We start from the raw sequence: 15,182 nt of genomic DNA, 5'->3' as shown, positions 1-15,182 counted from the left end.
GGCCGGGGCCACGGCGCGCCGGGCCGCGCTTCGGGCGGGGGCCGGGGGTGCGGGCGGGACGGGGTGCGGCCGGCTCCTCGGAGCCCGCGTCGGGGGACTCCGCCTCGGACACGGCCGTGGCGGCGATCAGCTCATCGGTCAGGACGAGCTTCGCGCGGCGGATGTTGGAACGGAGCAGCGCGACCTCCGCGCCACCCTCTTCCAGCTTCAGGCGCACCGTCTCGTCGTCGGCGGAGAGAATGCGGCCCTTGAAGCGGCGGCGGCCCTCCTGCGGCACGTTCAGCTCCGCCGTCGCCACATGCGAGAGGAAGCGGACCCAGTCCTTCGTCCGCGTCAGCGGGCGGTCGATCCCGGCGGAGGACACCTCGAGGTTCCACTCCCCGGGGAAGGGGTCGTCCACGTCCAGCACGGCGCCGACGGCGTGGGAGATCGCCTCGCAGTCCGAGACGCCGATGAGAGATCCGTCCGCCCGGTCCGCCATGATCTGGACGGTCGGGCGCTCCTTCCCCTGGATCAGCACGCGCACGACCTCGTACCCCATGGCGCCGAGGGTGGGCGCGATGGCGGCGGCGATGCGGGCCTCCAGCCCCTCGTGCTGCGGCAGGTCGGTGTCCGACAAGGGCGTTTCCAAAACAAAAAAGGCGGCCCGTGAAGGCCACCCCCCGTACAAAGCGGAAAGTTCGATGATGCCGCCTATGTAGCGGCCGCGTGGCGCCGCTGCAAGGGTGATCCAGGGGGGCGATCCGGGGGAGGCTCGCCTCCCCCGGGCCCTCCGGCGCTCAGCCCGCCGGGCGCAGCGTGACCTCGCCGATGCCCGCGGCGACGTTCAGGCCCGTGCCGCCCTCGATGGAGAGGGGCTGCAGCGCCACCTGGTCGTTGGACCCGCCGATCAGCAGGTTGCTGCCGAGGCCGAGCCCCACGGCGATGGCGGTGGAGGCGCCGACATAGGTGCCCGACAGGCTGCCCGGGCGGATGTCGGATCCCGTGTTGAACACCGACCAGATCATGGTGGCGCGGCCGGTCACGCCGATATCCACGCCGAAGCGCCGGATCTCGCCGCGGTAGCGCTCGAGCGGGCCGTTGGCCGGGCGGAACTCGCATTCCAGGTCGCGGCTCGAGCCGAAGACGAAGCCGACGCCGCCGGCGACGCTGCACTCAAGCTGGCCGACGCGGGTGTTGCCGCGCGGGGTCGGGTTCACCTGCACGGCCGAGCCCGGCGTCATCTGGACGCCGCCGGGGGTGGCCTGGACGGCGCCGCCGGGCAGCACCTCCACCGAGCCGCCGGGCGGGACCTGCACGGTCGAGCCGGGCGGAACGGTGATGACGGGGGTGGTCGGCTGCGCCAGGGCGCCGCCGGCCAGGAACGGGGCGGCGAGCAGCGACGCGGCGGCCGCCAAGTGAATGCGGTTCATGGCCTCTCTCCTCGGAAGGGTGGCCGCGGCGCGGCCATTCCCGTGACAGGCGGGCCCATCAGCGGGCCGTGCCGGGCGCAAGAACGCCGGAAAGGCCGCTCGGCTTCGGCATGGGCGCGAGAGCCCCGAAATCGCCATGATCGTTCCGTGGCCCGCCCCCATCGCGGCGGCGGCCCTATCCGCCCTGAGGCATCAGCACCCGCACCCGGGCCGGTGCGGGACGGAGGGGGATCAGCCCGGCCACGGACTTGCGCGCCTCGATCAGCGTGACGCCGGCGAATTGCGGCGCGACGGCGCGGCCGGCCGCCTCCCAGGCGCGGGCGCCGCGCAGCAGGGGGCGCCAGGGGAAGGGCGGCACGAAGAGGGCGTGTTCCCGCCGCTCTACCGCGAAGAGGGAGCGGTCCAGCAGGCGCGCGAGCTGGCCGGCGGAATAGGGATGGCCGTGGCCGAACGGGGTGTGCTCCAGGTGCGCCCAGACGGAGCGGCGGTTCGGGACCACGGCCAGGAGCCGTCCCTCCGGCCGCAGGACGCGCCAGGCTTCGCGTAACAGTCGGCGGGCATTCTCCGCCGCCTCCAGCCCGTGGACGAGCAGGACGTTGTCGAAGGAGAGGTCGGCGAAGGGAAGGCGATCCTCCTCGACCAGGGTCGCGGCGGAGCGCCCGTCCGGCGGCCAGGGGGCGAGGCGGTGATGCACCGCCAGCGCGTGCGGCGTGGCCGAGACGAGCCGGGCCGCCCCGCGCCGCCAGAGGCGCAGATAGGGGCCGGCATGGCCGAGGCCGAGCACCTCCCGCCCTGTCAGCTCCGGCCAGAGCGCGCGCAGCCGCGCCCGCAGCAGGCGGCGCGTCACGGCCCCGAGGGGCGCGGCGTAGAAGCCGTCCAGACCTCGGGAGGTGAAGTGGACCTCTTGGACCATGCGGCCGATATAGGGTGGGAAGCCCCCGGAACGAACGCCGGCCGGGCACCCCGTGGAACGATGGATCGTGCCCCCGATGACGACGACCTGGACCGTGACGGCCGTGCCCTGCCTGTCCGACAACTACGCCTGGCTGCTGCGGGACGCCACGACGGGCACCGTGGCCCTCTGCGATCCGGGCGAGGCGGGGCCCTGCCTGGCCGCGTTGCGGGCCATGCCGGAGCCGGGGCGGCTGGACTGGGTGCTGCTGACCCACCACCACGGCGACCACATCGACGGGGTGGCGGAGGTGGTGGCCGCGACCGGGGCGAAGGTGCTGGGCGCCGCGGCCGACGCGCACCGCCTGCCGAAGCTGGACCTCGCGGTGCGGCCCGGGGAAACGGTGCCGCTGGGCAGCGGCACGATGACGGTGATCGACACGCCCGGCCACACGCGCGGCCATGTCGCGCTGCACATCCCGGAGGCCCGCGCCGCGCTGGTGGGCGACACGCTCTTCTCCCTCGGCTGCGGACGGCTGCTGGAAGGCACGGCGGCGGAGATGTTCGGCAGCCTGCAACGCCTGAACGCCCTGCCCGACGACACGCTGGTGTGCTGCGGCCACGAGTACACCGAGAGCAATGCCCGCTTTGCCCTGACGGTGGAGCCGGACAACGCCGCGCTGCGGGCGCGGGCGGAGCAGGTGCGCGCGCTGCGGACCAAGGGACGCGCCACGGTCCCGACCACCATCGCCGAGGAGCGGGCCACGAACCCCTTCCTGCGCGCGAAGGATGTGGCGGAGCTGGCCGCGCGTCGGACGGGGAAGGACAACTTCCGGGGCTGAGCCCTCGTCCTTCCCGGGCGGCGCGGCTAGGCTCCCGCCGCTCAGGAAGGAAACGACAGGATGCTCCTCCACTGGTCCCCCGCCAGCCCCTTCGCCCGCAAGGTGCTCGCCAGCGCCATCGCGCGCCGGATCGAGTCGCTGATCGAGGTGGTGGAGACGAACCCGCACGCCTCGCCGGCCGACCTGCTGAAGGCCAACCCGCTGTCGAAGGTCCCCTGCCTGATCGCGGAGGACGGCACCGGCATCTATGACAGCCGGGCGATCTGCGACTACCTCGACAGCTTCGGGGAGGCACCGCCCCTGACGCCGGCCGCCAACCCCGCGCGTCTGCGGGTGCAGGTGATGCACGCGCTGGGCGACGGGATCATGGACGCCGCCGTCGCACGCCGGATGCAGTCCGCCATGCCGGAGGAGGAGGCGCGCACGACCTTCATGAACCGCCAGAAGGCGGCGGTGGACCGCGGCCTGGACCGGCTCGAGATGGACCCGCCGAAGGGGCTGGACGACGTCGGCGCGATCGCGGTCGCCTCGGCGCTCGGCTACCTCGACTTCCGCTTCGGATCGGAGCCCTGGCGGGACACGCATCCCCGGCTGGCGGCCTGGTTCGAGGAGGTCTCCGCCCTGCCGGCCCTGAAGGAGACGGCGCCCGCCGCGCCGAAGTGATCGACCTGCGCGACCCGGGGGCGGACGCCGCCGCCGTGGTCGCCGCGCTGGGGCTGCAGCCACACCCCGAGGGCGGCCACTACCGCGAGACCTGGCGCGACGCCCCGGCCGACGGGTCGCGCGGGGCCGGGACCTCCATCCTCTTTCTCCTCGCGGCCGGGGAGCGTAGCCACTGGCACCGCGTGGACGCGGCCGAGGGCTGGCACTGGCACGCGGGCGCGCCGCTCGAACTGCGGATGCCGGGGGCGGTGCGGCGGCTCGGGCCGGACCTGTCGCAGGGGGAGACGCTCTTCGCCGTCATCCCGGCGGGGGAGTGGCAGGCGGCGCGGAGCCTTGGTGCCTGGACGCTGGTGGGCTGCACGGTCAGCCCGGCCTTCCGGTTCGAGGGGTTCGAGATGGCGCCCGAAGGGTGGGAGCCGTGAAAGGGAAGGCCGGGGGAAGGTATCCCCCCGATCCCCCCTCTATTTTTGTCGGTTCGGGACGCATGGCCGATGGCAGGGCGGCGGCATGAGTGACGCCGCGGCCTGGGATGCCCGCTACGGCGATGGCGGCTTCGCCTTCGGGGAGGCGCCGAACCGGGGGCTGGAAGCGCTGCTACCGCGGCTGCGGCCGGGGATGCGGGCCCTCGCGCTGGGCGATGGAGAGGGGCGGAACGGCGTCTGGCTGGCAGAGCGCGGGCTGGCGGTGACGAGCGTGGACTGGTCCGCCGCCGGCATGGCGAAGGCGGCGGCGCTCGCGGCCCGGCGGGGCGTCGCGCTGCGAACCGTCACCGCCGACCTGACGCAGTGGGACGCGCCGGTCGGCGCCTTCGACCTGATCGCCTGGGTCTATGTCCACCTGCCGCCGGACGACCGGGCGGTGGTGGCGGCGAAGGCCGTGCGGGCCCTGGCGCGGGGCGGGCTGCTCTTCCTGGAAGGGTTCACCCCGGCGCAGGAGGGGCGGCGCTCCGGCGGGCCGCGCGATCCCGCGCTGCTCTGGACCGGGTCACTCGCGCGCCAGCATTTCGCTGGGTTGGAGTTGCTGGAGTGCCTGGAGGGCACCGTCCTGCTGGATGAAGGTCCGAAGCACCAGGGCCATGCCGAGGTCGTCCGCGCCCTGTTCCGCGCCCCCTGACCGCGGGGACCGGGGGGTGCGTCCGCCCCCCGGCAGGGGTCAGGGGGCGGAGCCCCCTGCCCTGTCTTTCGCCGATGCCGCGAGCCACCCGCCCCCCACGACCAGGACCACCGCCAGCGCCACGCGCCAGGACAGCGTCCCCTCCCCCGCCGCGATCAGCAGCAGGGTGGAGGCGACCGGCACCGCATAGGCGAGCGTGCCGAGAAGCCGCGGATCGCCGCGCTTCATCCCGACGTCCCAGAGGAAGAAGGCCGCCCCCACCGGCCCGAGGCCGAGGAGGACCGCCGAGAGCCACTGGCGCACCCCGGGCGTCACCGTGGGCTCGAAGGCCAGGTGCGCGAGGCCCGCCAGGAGCGCGGCGCCAAGGCAGAAGCCCGCCACCGCCTCGGTCGGGACGGCGGCCAGGCGCCGCGCGGTGACGGAATAGACCGCCCAGGTCAGCGCCGCCCCGGCGGCGCAGAGAAAGCCCGGCAGGGCGCCCGGCGGGAAGGAGGCGCCGGCGCCGACCACCAGCCCGCAGCCGAGCAGGCCCAGCCCCACCCCCGCCAGCCGCCGCGGCCCCAGCCGCAGGCCAAGGATGGGAGCGGAGAGAAGCACGATCAGCAGCGGCCAGAGATAGTTCAGCAGGTTCGCCTCGACCGGCGGGGCCCAGGCGACGGCCGCGAAGTAGAGCGCGTGGTAGCCGAACAGCCCGCCCACGCCGTGCACCCAGGCGATCGGGGGCTGGCGCAGGGCGCCGAGCTGCCCGCGAAGGGCCAGCCACAGCGTCGCGAGGGCGCCGCCGACGGCGAAGGCGATGGCCGTCACCTGCAGGGGCGGCAGCCCTGCCGCCCCGCGCGCGAGCAGGGCGAGGAAGGCCCAGAGCACCAAAGCGCCGATTCCCGCGAGTGTCGGACTCATGAAGGCTTCGCCGCGCGGGCAACCGCCCGGTGGGGGCCGCGTTGCGAGCGGCGGGCGCGCCCGGCCTGAACGTGGCCGGCCGCCCCTGGGATGGCCGCGCACCGATCCGCGGCGATGGAGGAGTGGGACACCGTGAACTTCCTGATCCGCACGGCCATCACGGCCGTGGCCTTCTTCGTCGCGGCCAGCCTTGTCCGGGGGATCTACTTCCCCAACGCGCTGAACCTGATCGTCGCGGCCATCATCTTCGGGCTGGTGAACGCCGTCATCCGGCCCGTGATCGCGCTTCTCTCCCTGCCGCTGACGATCATCACCCTCGGCCTGTTCACGCTGGTGATCAATGCGGCGATGCTCGGACTGACGGCGCTGCTGATGCCGGGGATGCGCATATCCGGCTTCTGGGCGGCCTTCTTCGGGGCGATCGTCGTGTCCCTCGTGTCCTGGATCGCGAGCCGGCTGATCGGCGACCGGGAGGCGCTGCCGGCGCGCCGATAGAGATCCTCCCGACCGGCCATGCGCGGCGCCGCCGCGCCGGTCTAGGGACCGGGCACCTCCGACAGGTCGTGCCAGACCGGGCGGCCCGCCGCGCGGAAGCGCGCCGCCTCCGCATCCGCGCCTGCGGACGCGCCGCCGATCCGCAAGCATCCGTCACAGCGCTCCGCGAGGGCAAGCGAGAGGGGCATCATCACCGCCTCGAAGGCCGCCTCGCCGCCGCCCGCCGCCTCGATCACCGGCAGGGCCATGTTCACGCCGATGATCGGCACGTGCCCCATCCGGTGCAGGGCCAGGGCCGCGGCGTTCAGCGCGCACAGGTTGGCCGCCCGCCCCGCCATATCCGCCCCGCCGGCCGTGTACGGGCCGGAGACCATGATCCACATCCCCCGATCCTGCGTGCGGCGGCGGCGCTGGCCAAGGGTGGGGTGCTGCGCCAGGATCGGGGCATGGCCTTCGCGCAGATGCTCGGCGGCACGCGCCACGTCTTTCCCGATCTTCGCACCCTGCTGGCGAAGGCGACGCCGACGCGCTCGGGCGATTCCCTCGCGGGGCTCGCGGCCGACAGCGCGGCGGAGCGCGTCGCGGCGCAGCGCGCCCTGGCCGACCTGCCGCTGGCGCATTTCCTCGATGAGGCGGTCATCCCCTATGAGGCGGACGAGGTCACGCGCCTCATCCTCGACACGCATGACGCTGGCGCCTTCGGGCCGGTGCGGCACCTGACGGTTGGCGGCTTCCGCGACTGGCTGCTCGGCCCGGCGGACTCCTCGGCGCTGGCCGCGCTGCGGCCCGGGCTGATGCCGGAGATGGCGGCGGCCGTGTCCAAGATCATGCGGCTGCAGGACCTCGTGGCCGTCGCAGCGAAGTGCCAGGTCACCACGCGCTTCCGCAACACCATCGGGCTGCCGGGCACCTTGTCCGTGCGGCTGCAGCCGAATGATCCGGTGGACGACCCGCACGGCGTCGCGGCCCAGGTGCTGGACGGGCTGCTGCTCGGCGCCGGCGATGCCTGCCTGGGCGTGAACCCCGCGACGGACCACGTGGACAGCGTCTGCCGCCTTCTCGACCTGCTGGATCAGGTGCGGGACCGCTACGCCATCCCGACGCAGAGCTGCGTGCTGTCCCATGTCACGACGACCATGGCCGCGATGGCGCGCGGCGCGCCGGTGGACCTCGTCTTCCAATCCGTCGCGGGGACGGAGGCCGCCAATCGCGGCTTCGGCATCAACCTCGCCCTGTTGCGGGAGGCGCGGGAGGCGGCGGTCGCGCTGGGCCGCGCGCCCGCGGGCGGCAACGTCATGTATTTCGAGACCGGCCAGGGCAGCGCGCTGAGCGCGGACGCGCATCACGGCGTGGACCAGCAGACCCTGGAGGCGCGCGCCCACGCCGTCGCCCGCGCCTTCGATCCGCTGCTGACGAACAGCGTCGTCGGCTTCATCGGCCCCGAATACCTGTTCGACGGCAAGCAGATCATCCGTGCGGGGCTGGAGGACCATTTCTGCGGCAAGCTGCTCGGCCTGCCGATGGGGGTGGACGTCTGCTACACGAACCACGCCGAAGCCGACCAGGACGACATGGACGCGCTGCTCACGCTGCTCGGCGTCGCGGGCGTGACCTATGTCATGGGCGTGGCGGGGGCAGATGACGTGATGCTCGCCTACCAGTCCACCTCCTTCCACGACGGGCTCTACGCGCGCCGCGCGCTGGGCCGCGCGCCGGCGCCGGAGTTCGCCGCCTGGATGGAGCGCATGGGCATCGCGCCGCTGGACCCGGAGGCGCCCGCCCTGCCGCCGCGCCTCTCCCCCGCACTGATCGGGCTGGGGTGAGCGAGGTCGCGCCCCTCTCCTTTCTCCGCCGCCACACCACGGCGCGCGTGGCGCTGGGGCGCGCGGGCGCCGGGCTGCCGACCGCCGCCCATCTCGACTTCCAGGAGGCCCATGCCCGGGCCCGCGACGCGGTCTGGTCCGCGCTGGACGAGGACGCGCTGGAGGCGGCGCTGCGTCCCCTCGGCCTGCCCGTCATCCGGGTGGCCAGCGCTGCGCCGGACCGGCGCAGCTACCTCCTGCGCCCCGATCTCGGCCGCCGCCTCGCCACAGCCGATCCCCTGCCGCGCGCCGAGGGGAGGATCGTGTTCGTCGTGGCGGACGGGCTCTGCGCCACGGGTGTGCAGGACTGGGCGCCACCGGTCCTGGCCGCGCTGCTGCCCCGCCTTTCCGCTTCAGCGCTGGAGGCGGGGCCGATCCTGATCGCGCGGCAGGCCCGGGTGGCGCTGGGCGATGCTGCGGCGGAGGCCATGGGGGCGGCCGCCGTGGTGGTCCTGATCGGGGAACGGCCAGGCCTCTCGGCCCAGGACAGCCTAGGGGCCTATCTCACCTGGGCGGCCCGCGTGGGGCGGGCGGATTCGGAGCGGAACTGCGTCAGCAACATCCGGGCGGCCGGGTTGGCGCCAGAGGCGGCGGCCGCGAAGATCGCCTGGCTGCTCTCGGCAGCGCGCGACCGGGGCGGGACGGGTGTTGGGCTCAAGGATGAGCAGCCGGCGACGGAGCGCCTCCGGCCCCCAGGCGTCTAGAAATTTGCCCTCGGGGCCGGATTTCTGTCATCCCTGCGCCCCGCGCCGCGTTGACGCGCGACAGACCCCGCGCCGGGCGGGGCCGACCGGAGAGTCCCATGCGATCCCTCCTGCTCGCGGCACTGGCCCTGATCGTGATGGCGGGCCAGCAGGTCCATGCCCAGAGCCGGCGCGACCTGGATGCGGTCGCCAGGCGCCTGGCCGCGGAGGATCGGTTCGCCGAATGCCCCGCCCATCCCGAGGTCGCCCGGTCCTCCTGCCGGCGCTCGCAGCAGCGCTTCATCGCCACCTATGCCCGGGCCCGCATGGGCGACGTGACCGCCCAGCGCGAGGTCGCGTCCCAGCTCGCCACCGGGTCCGGCCCCCTTCGGGCGGACGGGAAGGAGGCCTGTGCCTGGCGCAGCATCGTCCTGGCCAACCAGTCCGGCCGCCGGAATCCGGCGGACCAGCAAGGGCTGGACGCCACCTGCGGCGCTCTGCCCCGCACGGAGCGGGAGGAGGCGGAGGAGCGCGCGAGGCTGCTGGGGCGCGCGATCCAGCTCGACGCGGAGGCGCGCGCCGGGCGGCGATAAGTTTGACCGCGCGGACCGGTTCCGGTCGCGCGGCCTTCTCGGCGGAGGGTTCGGGAGGCGGACTCTCCTGACAGCAGACCAGAAAGAGGACCTACCGCTCGCAGCGGATGAAGACGGTGGAGCGGGCGGCGATCTCCCCCACATCCGCGGCGCTGCGGTCCTGGCCCGTGCTCTGGGCGATGACGGGCGTGACGCCGGCCGCACGGAGGAAGGCCACGGCCCGCTCGCCCTTCACCGCGAAGTTGATGTTCTGCGCGATGTCGCCCGTGCGGCCCGCCACCGCCTGGGCATTCAGCTTGGACACCACCACGCCGACGATGTTCGCCTGCATGTCCAGCAGCGGGCCGCCGGAATTGCCGGGCTGGACGGGCGCGCTGATCTGATACTGGTTGGGGTTGTCCCGCAGCCCGGCCAGCCCGTTGATCTCCCCGCGCGTCAGCTTCGGGTCGGAGGAGAGCAGGCCGCTCAGCGGGAAACCGAAGGCCACCACGCTCTCGCCCCGGCGCACCGGCGGGTTCTGGCGGAAGGGGAGGATCGGGCCGTCGAGGCCCGGCACGGTCAGGACGGCGAGGTCCAGCGCGGTGTCCACGCGGGCGGGCGGGGTGGCGGCGTGGTTGCGCCCGTCCGGCCCGCGGACGAGCACGCGGTTGCAGTTGTCCACGACGTGGTGGTTCGTCATCACCCGCTCCGCGGCCACCAGGAAGCCGGTGCCGGTGGAGGCGCGGGCGCCGGGCGTCGGCGTGGCTTGCGGGCCGGGCGGCGTCGCTGGCGCGGCCGGACGGGCGGCCGCCTGCACGGTGCCGGCATCCAGGGCGACGTTGGGCTCGGCGCAGATGTCGCGGTTGCGCAGCACCGCCTCCCGCCCGTCCGCCAGGACCAGCCGGAGGTCGAAGCGGCAGCCGGCGCTCGCATTCGGCCGCAGCCGGAACTCGCCGCCGTCGGCCAGGTTCTGACGGATGAGGTTGTTGCCCCAGTCCGGACGGCCGGAGCGGACGGCGTGCAGCGCCGTCGCCTCCTGCCCCGTGCGGTTCGTGACGCGGAAGCCCGCCGACACGGCCTCGGACGGTGCCGGGGCGGGCGCCTGGGCAAGGGCAGGGGCGGCCACCAGGGCCGTGGCGAGGAGCAGGGCGCGGATCATGCGCGGGAACATAGGGGGGCGGGTGCCCCGCGGGTAGCGCCCCGGCTCCGGGGGCGAGCGCGCCCCCGGTTGTCCGGACGGGACGGCTAGGCCTTGCCCTGGTCCATCAGCGCGGCCGTCAGGGCCTCGCAGACGCGGCCCAGCTCGTCGTCGCTGAGGGCCGGGAAGCTCGGCAGGGAGATGCCGCGCGCGGCGATGTCCTCGGCGACCGGGAAGTGCTCGGCGCTCTGGTACATCGGCATGTGGTGGGCGGGGTAGAAGACGGGCCGGGTCTCGACGCCGCGCGCCTGCATGTCGGCCATCACCCGCTCCCGGTCGGTGCCGGACGGAAGGAGGAGGCTGACGAGCCAGTCGGCGCTTTCCACGCCGGGCATCGCCGTCTGGAAGGTGACGGGCAGGTTGGCGAGATGCGTGCGGTAGAAGGCGGCGAGCCGCTTCTTGGCGGCCAGGATGGCCGGCAGCCGCTCCGTCTGCGCCAGGCCGATGGCGGCGCAGATGTTCGTCATGCGGTAGTTGAAGCCGAGGATCTCGTGCCAGTAGCGGCGGGTCAGGGACTGGCCCTGGCCCTTCGTCTGGCGCAGCCGGGCCGCGAAATCGTCGTCGTTGGTGACGACCATCCCGCCCTCACCGGTCGTGACCGTCTTGTTGCCGAAGAAGGAGAAGGTGCCGGCATCGCCGAAGGTGCCGACATGCTGGCCGTTCAGCGTCGTGCCGAGCGCCTCGGCCGCGTCCTCCAGGACCTTGAGGCCGTGGCGGCGGGCGATCTCCAGGATGGCCGGCATGTCGCAGGCGCCGCCATAGAGGTGGACGGGCATGATCGCCTTCGTGCGCGGCGTGATGCGGCGCTCCACGTCCGCCGGGTCCATGAGCCAGTCGCCGGGAAGGCTCTCGCAGAAGACCGGGGTCGCGCCGGTCTGGGCGATGGTGTTGACCGAGGCGATGTAGGTGAAGGCGGGCACGATCACCTCGTCGCCCGGGCCGATGTCCATGCAGTGCAGCGGCAGGTGCAGCGCGACCGTGCCGTTGGAGACGGCCGTGGCGTGCTTCGCGCCCGTGACGGCGGCGATCGCCGCCTCGAACTTGCCGATATAGGCACCGAGCGAGGAGATCCAGGTGCTGTCGATGCAGTTCAGGACGTAGGCGCGCTCATTGCCCGAAAGATCGGGACGGTACACCGGGATCAGCGGCTGGGCTGGCCGCGGCGCGCGCTCGGGAAAGGCCGCGTTGGTGGCACCGCTCATCGTGTACCTCTTTCCTTCGTTACTTGCCGTGCGACCAGGTCGTGGCCGAAATGATCTGCAGCCCAGGGTGGCGGACCCGCTTACACCCCACGGGCGCCGCACAGTCTATCATTATTGTCGTGGCCCTTTATTGTCATCGCTGCCTTATTGTCTTGGCGGGTCGCGGGGCGCCAGCGGCATGGCCGGCGCGCCCCCCACGCGCGCCCCGGGCGGGATGTCCCGCACCACGGCCGATCCGGCCCCGATCACGGCGTCCGCCCCGATCGTGACGCCCGGCCGGACCGCCGACCCGACCCCGACCAGGGCCCGTGCGCCGACGGTGACGTTCCCGGCCAGGGCGCAGCCGGGGGCCACATGGGCCCCCTCGCCGATCTCGTTGTCGTGCTCGACCACGGCGTTCGTGTTCACGATGGCCAGGCGCCCCACCCGGGCGTCCGGTCCCAGGCAGGCCCGGGCCATGACGACGGCCCCCTCCGCCACGGTCGCGCTCGGCGAGATCTGGGCAGCGGGATGAACGACGGACGGCAGGGCGAAGCCCATGCCCACCAGCCGGTCCCCGATGCGCAGGCGCAACCCATTGCCGCCGAGGGCGATCACGGCGGCGTCCGTCCCCTCGGCCCGCAACCGCTCCAGCGCCTCGTCCCCGCCCAGCACGGGCAGGCCGAGCACCACGGGCGCCGGCGGGTGCGGGTCCACGAGGCCGAGCGGCTCGGGGAAGCCGGCGGCGCGCAGCGCCTCGATCACGACCTTCGCGTGGCCGCCGGCGCCGATGACGACCAGGCGGGGTGGGTGGGGCATCGCGGCATTCCTGGCGGGCGGGGGCCGCGGTCATAGGCCGGGCGGGCCGTTCCGCCAACGCGGGCGCCGCGCTTGCCACCCCCGGCCCCTTGCCCTATCGGCCAGCCACACAACCGAGACAGCTCATGACGGTCTGGCTGGATGTCGAGGATCTCTTCGACTACGCCCTCCACCATGCCCGGCCGACCGGCATCCAGCGCCTGTCCTTCGAGCTCTACGCGGCGCTGGTGGAGTTCCGCGGCGACGCCGTGCGCTTCTGCCGGCACGACCGGACGGCCGGCACGCTGCGGACCGTCTCCTGGGAGGCGCTGCGCGACACCTTCGCCGTCCTGCTGAACGCCGCGCCGAAGACCCCGCCGGCCGAGGTGGCGACGGTCGAGGAGGCCGCGCCGCGCTCCCTCGGGGGGATCCTGCGGCAGGCGGTTCGGCGCGTCCTGCCGCCGACGGCGCAGGACTCCCTGGCCAAGGCGCGCCATGCCCAGCGCCGGGCGCTCTCCTCCCAGGTCGAGGCGCTGCGGCACGGGGGCCGGGCGATCCTGAGCGTCGCGGCGCGGGAGGCCGGGTCACCGGCCGGGCTGTTGTCGCGCGCCTCCTGGGTCGGTCCCGACAACCTCGACCTGCGGGACGAGGCGCGGCCCGGCGACGTGCTCGCGGCGCTCGGCTCCCCCTGGTTCCGGAACGACTACGCGGCCTTCGTCGGCGGCTTCGCCCGCGCCCAGGGGTTGCGGATGGCCCTGCTCGCCTATGACCTGATCCCCCTGCTGCACCCGGAATGGTGCGACCGCTCGAACGTGCCGATCTTCACCGCCTGGATCAGCAGCCATCTTCCCCTGGCGACCGACGTCTTCGCCATCTCGGCCTCCACGGCGCGGGACCTGGAGGCCTGGTCCGACCGTACGGGCGTTCCGGTGGCGCGGCCCGTGCATGTGCTGCCGATCGGCACCGGCTTCTCCGGCCCGCCGGTGGAGGGGACGGCCACCCTGCCCGCCGGGCTGACGCCCGGCTCCTTCGTCCTGATGGTCTCCACGGTGGAGGCGCGGAAGAACCACCTCCTCGCCTTCCGGGTCTGGCGCCGGCTGCTGGCGGAGATGCCGCCGGAGCGGGTGCCGACCCTTGTCTTCGCGGGCAAGGTGGGCTGGCTGGTGGCCGACCTGATGCAGCAGCTGGAGAACTCGGCCTTTCTCGGCGGGAAGGTGGTGCTGCTGCGCTCGCCGACCGATGCGGACCTCGTCGCGCTCTACCGGGGATGCCGTTTCACGCTCTACCCCTCCCTCTACGAGGGCTGGGGACTGCCGGTGACGGAGAGTCTCTCCTTCGGAAAGCTCTGCATCGCTTCCGACCGGTCCTCCGTGCCGGAGGCGGGGGGCGATGTCTGCCTCTACGTGGACCCGGACAACGTCACCGCCGCGACCGAGGTGATCCGCCGCGCGATCACCGACGACGCGCTGATCGCGGAGCGGGAGGCGGCGATCCGCGCAACCTTCCGCCCGACCCCGTGGCGCGAGACGGCGGAGACGCTGCTCGCGCATCTGTCGGGCCGCGCGGGGACGTGACGACGGCCGAGGCCGCCGCCGACCGGCCGCTGCGCGGCATCCTGCTGATCACCGCCTCGATCGCGCTCTTCTCCGTCTCCGACGCGCTCGCGAAGCTCCTGACCGGCTCTCTGCCGCCGGTCGAGGTGGGCTGGCTGCGCTACGTGACCTTCTTCGCCCTGACGCTCACGCCCTTCCTGTTCCGCCGGAACGCCTTCTCCCGCGCGCTCCGCCCAAAGGCGCCGGGGCTGCAGCTGCTGCGCGGGCTCGGCATGCTCGGCTCCGCCATCGCCTTCATCTTTGCCCTGCGCGTCATGCCGATCGCCGAGGCGACGGCAATCAACTTCGTTTCCCCGGCCTTCATCACCGCCCTGTCCATTCCCGTGCTGGGGGAGGTGGTGGGCTGGCGGCGCTGGACCGCCGTGGCGGTGGGGCTGGTCGGCGTGCTGATCGTGATCCGCCCGGGGACCGGGGCCTTTGGGGTGGAGGCGCTGCTGCCGATCGCGACGGCGGCGACCTGGGCCTGCGCGGCCGTCATCACGCGGCGGCTCGCCAGCGCGGGGGACGGGCCGGAGGTCACGCTGTTCTGGTCGGCGGGCGTCGGCCTCGTCGTCCTGACGGCGGCGCTGCCCTTCGACTTCGTGGTTCCGACGGCGGGCCAGGTCGGACTCGGTGTCCTGGTCGGGGTGATCTCCTCGGTCGGGCACAGCCTCGTCGTCCTGGCCTACCGGGCCGCGCCGGCCTCGGTGATCGCGCCCTTCTCCTATCTCCAGCTGCTGTTCTCGACGCTGATGGGCATCATCCTCTTCGGGGCCGCCCCGGACCGCTGGACCGCGCTGGGCGCCGTGATTATCACCGCCAGCGGCCTCTACACCGCGCACCGGGAGCGGGTGCGGGCCCGGGAACGCCTGTCCCGCTGACAACTGGGCGCGGAGCGAGGGCCGCCGCTGCGCACGCACATCCGATGCTCGGCCACATGGTCCACGTGGTTCTTGTTCCGGGGGCGGCTGGTCGGGTCG

Annotated in this window: 17 protein-coding genes and 1 pseudogene; 10 read left to right on the top strand and 8 right to left on the bottom strand. The window is 73.8% G+C overall.

The features are described 5' to 3' along the window. Nucleotides 1-34 precede the first annotated feature (34 nt). From rimP to ACP6CK_RS24230, 3 genes and pseudogenes are all read right to left on the bottom strand, one after another. Nucleotides 35-670 (bottom strand): annotated as a pseudogene (gene rimP, locus ACP6CK_RS24240) (ribosome maturation factor RimP); the annotation flags it as partial. 109 nt (nt 671-779) lie between these two features. Next, nucleotides 780-1,412: a DUF992 domain-containing protein gene (locus ACP6CK_RS24235; RefSeq protein WP_426955895.1), complete on the bottom strand. Its 633-nt coding sequence runs from the start codon at nt 1,410-1,412 to the stop codon at nt 780-782. Nucleotides 1,413-1,587: 175 nt separating this feature from the next. Then, nucleotides 1,588-2,325 (bottom strand): methyltransferase domain-containing protein, encoded by a 738-nt coding sequence (locus ACP6CK_RS24230; protein ID WP_426955894.1) that lies wholly within the window; start codon nt 2,323-2,325, stop codon nt 1,588-1,590. A 76-nt stretch (nt 2,326-2,401) separates the two neighbouring features. On the opposite strand from ACP6CK_RS24230, the gene gloB reads away from it, so the two are divergent. The 4 genes from gloB (at nt 2,402) to ACP6CK_RS24210 (ending at nt 4,921) form a co-directional block, all read left to right on the top strand. Continuing rightward, nucleotides 2,402-3,145, top strand: coding sequence for a hydroxyacylglutathione hydrolase (gene gloB / locus ACP6CK_RS24225; RefSeq protein WP_426955893.1), 744 nt, complete (start codon nt 2,402-2,404; stop codon nt 3,143-3,145). A 60-nt stretch (nt 3,146-3,205) separates the two neighbouring features. Next, nucleotides 3,206-3,808 carry a glutathione S-transferase N-terminal domain-containing protein gene (locus ACP6CK_RS24220; protein WP_426955892.1) on the top strand — a complete coding sequence of 201 codons (603 nt, stop codon included), beginning with the start codon at nt 3,206-3,208 and terminating at the stop codon, nt 3,806-3,808. Next, nucleotides 3,808-4,230: a cupin domain-containing protein gene (locus ACP6CK_RS24215; protein WP_426959970.1), complete on the top strand. Its 423-nt coding sequence runs from the start codon at nt 3,808-3,810 to the stop codon at nt 4,228-4,230. Before ACP6CK_RS24220 ends, ACP6CK_RS24215 begins: the two co-directional genes overlap by 1 nt. A gap of 85 nt (nt 4,231-4,315) precedes the next feature. After that, complete coding sequence (locus tag ACP6CK_RS24210) at nt 4,316-4,921, top strand: methyltransferase domain-containing protein (protein WP_426955891.1); 606 nt, start codon at nt 4,316-4,318, stop codon at nt 4,919-4,921. A gap of 39 nt (nt 4,922-4,960) precedes the next feature. On the opposite strand, the gene yddG is transcribed toward ACP6CK_RS24210, so the two are convergent. Beyond that, complete coding sequence (yddG, locus tag ACP6CK_RS24205; RefSeq protein WP_426955890.1) at nt 4,961-5,821, bottom strand: aromatic amino acid exporter YddG; 861 nt, start codon at nt 5,819-5,821, stop codon at nt 4,961-4,963. A 90-nt stretch (nt 5,822-5,911) separates the two neighbouring features. Between yddG and ACP6CK_RS24200 the strand changes: the two genes are divergently transcribed. Beyond that, nucleotides 5,912-6,316, top strand: coding sequence for a phage holin family protein (locus ACP6CK_RS24200; RefSeq protein ID WP_426955889.1), 405 nt, complete (start codon nt 5,912-5,914; stop codon nt 6,314-6,316). A gap of 41 nt (nt 6,317-6,357) precedes the next feature. Here the strand turns inward: ACP6CK_RS24200 and ACP6CK_RS24195 are convergent, their stop codons facing one another. Then, nucleotides 6,358-6,798, bottom strand: coding sequence for a hypothetical protein (locus ACP6CK_RS24195; protein ID WP_426955888.1), 441 nt, complete (start codon nt 6,796-6,798; stop codon nt 6,358-6,360). Between ACP6CK_RS24195 and ACP6CK_RS24190 the strand changes: the two genes are divergently transcribed. The 3 genes from ACP6CK_RS24190 to ACP6CK_RS24180 all read left to right on the top strand — a co-directional run bounded on the left by ACP6CK_RS24190 (nt 6,763) and on the right by ACP6CK_RS24180 (nt 9,454). Next, nucleotides 6,763-8,139, top strand: a complete 1,377-nt coding sequence (locus ACP6CK_RS24190; RefSeq protein WP_426955887.1) for an ethanolamine ammonia-lyase subunit EutB — start codon at nt 6,763-6,765, stop codon at nt 8,137-8,139. The two genes, ACP6CK_RS24195 and ACP6CK_RS24190, sit on opposite strands and share 36 nt — an antisense overlap. After that, the gene (gene eutC / locus ACP6CK_RS24185; protein ID WP_426955886.1) at nt 8,136-8,882 is read left to right on the top strand and encodes an ethanolamine ammonia-lyase subunit EutC; all 747 of its coding nucleotides are present in this window, start codon (nt 8,136-8,138) and stop codon (nt 8,880-8,882) included. Before ACP6CK_RS24190 ends, eutC begins: the two co-directional genes overlap by 4 nt. Nucleotides 8,883-8,980: 98 nt before the next feature. Continuing rightward, entirely contained in the window at nt 8,981-9,454 is a 474-nt protein-coding gene (locus ACP6CK_RS24180; RefSeq protein ID WP_426955885.1) for a hypothetical protein, read from the top strand. Between the two features lie 91 nt (nt 9,455-9,545). On the opposite strand, the gene ACP6CK_RS24175 is transcribed toward ACP6CK_RS24180, so the two are convergent. The 3 genes from ACP6CK_RS24175 to ACP6CK_RS24165 all read right to left on the bottom strand — a co-directional run bounded on the left by ACP6CK_RS24175 (nt 9,546) and on the right by ACP6CK_RS24165 (nt 12,631). Continuing rightward, the gene (locus ACP6CK_RS24175) at nt 9,546-10,592 is read right to left on the bottom strand and encodes a trypsin-like peptidase domain-containing protein (RefSeq protein WP_426955884.1); all 1,047 of its coding nucleotides are present in this window, start codon (nt 10,590-10,592) and stop codon (nt 9,546-9,548) included. An 86-nt stretch (nt 10,593-10,678) separates the two neighbouring features. Further along, a complete protein-coding gene (locus ACP6CK_RS24170; RefSeq protein WP_426955883.1) occupies nt 10,679-11,833 on the bottom strand; it encodes a DegT/DnrJ/EryC1/StrS family aminotransferase in 1,155 nt (384 codons plus the stop codon). Between the two features lie 144 nt (nt 11,834-11,977). Then, complete coding sequence (locus ACP6CK_RS24165; protein ID WP_426955882.1) at nt 11,978-12,631, bottom strand: acetyltransferase; 654 nt, start codon at nt 12,629-12,631, stop codon at nt 11,978-11,980. Nucleotides 12,632-12,756: 125 nt separating this feature from the next. Here ACP6CK_RS24165 and ACP6CK_RS24160 point away from each other — a divergent pair, with 125 nt between their 5' ends. After that, a complete protein-coding gene (locus ACP6CK_RS24160) occupies nt 12,757-14,184 on the top strand; it encodes a glycosyltransferase family 4 protein (protein ID WP_426955881.1) in 1,428 nt (475 codons plus the stop codon). Continuing rightward, nucleotides 14,181-15,083: a DMT family transporter gene (locus ACP6CK_RS24155; protein ID WP_426955880.1), complete on the top strand. Its 903-nt coding sequence runs from the start codon at nt 14,181-14,183 to the stop codon at nt 15,081-15,083. The genes ACP6CK_RS24160 and ACP6CK_RS24155 overlap by 4 nt, the downstream gene beginning before the upstream one ends. Nucleotides 15,084-15,182 lie beyond the last annotated feature (99 nt).

The organism is Muricoccus radiodurans, assembly GCF_050154705.1.
Lineage (GTDB): Bacteria > Pseudomonadota > Alphaproteobacteria > Acetobacterales > Acetobacteraceae > Roseomonas > Roseomonas radiodurans.
Note: the sequence above shows the minus strand (reverse complement) of the source record. Positions and strands in the feature narration are given on the sequence as shown.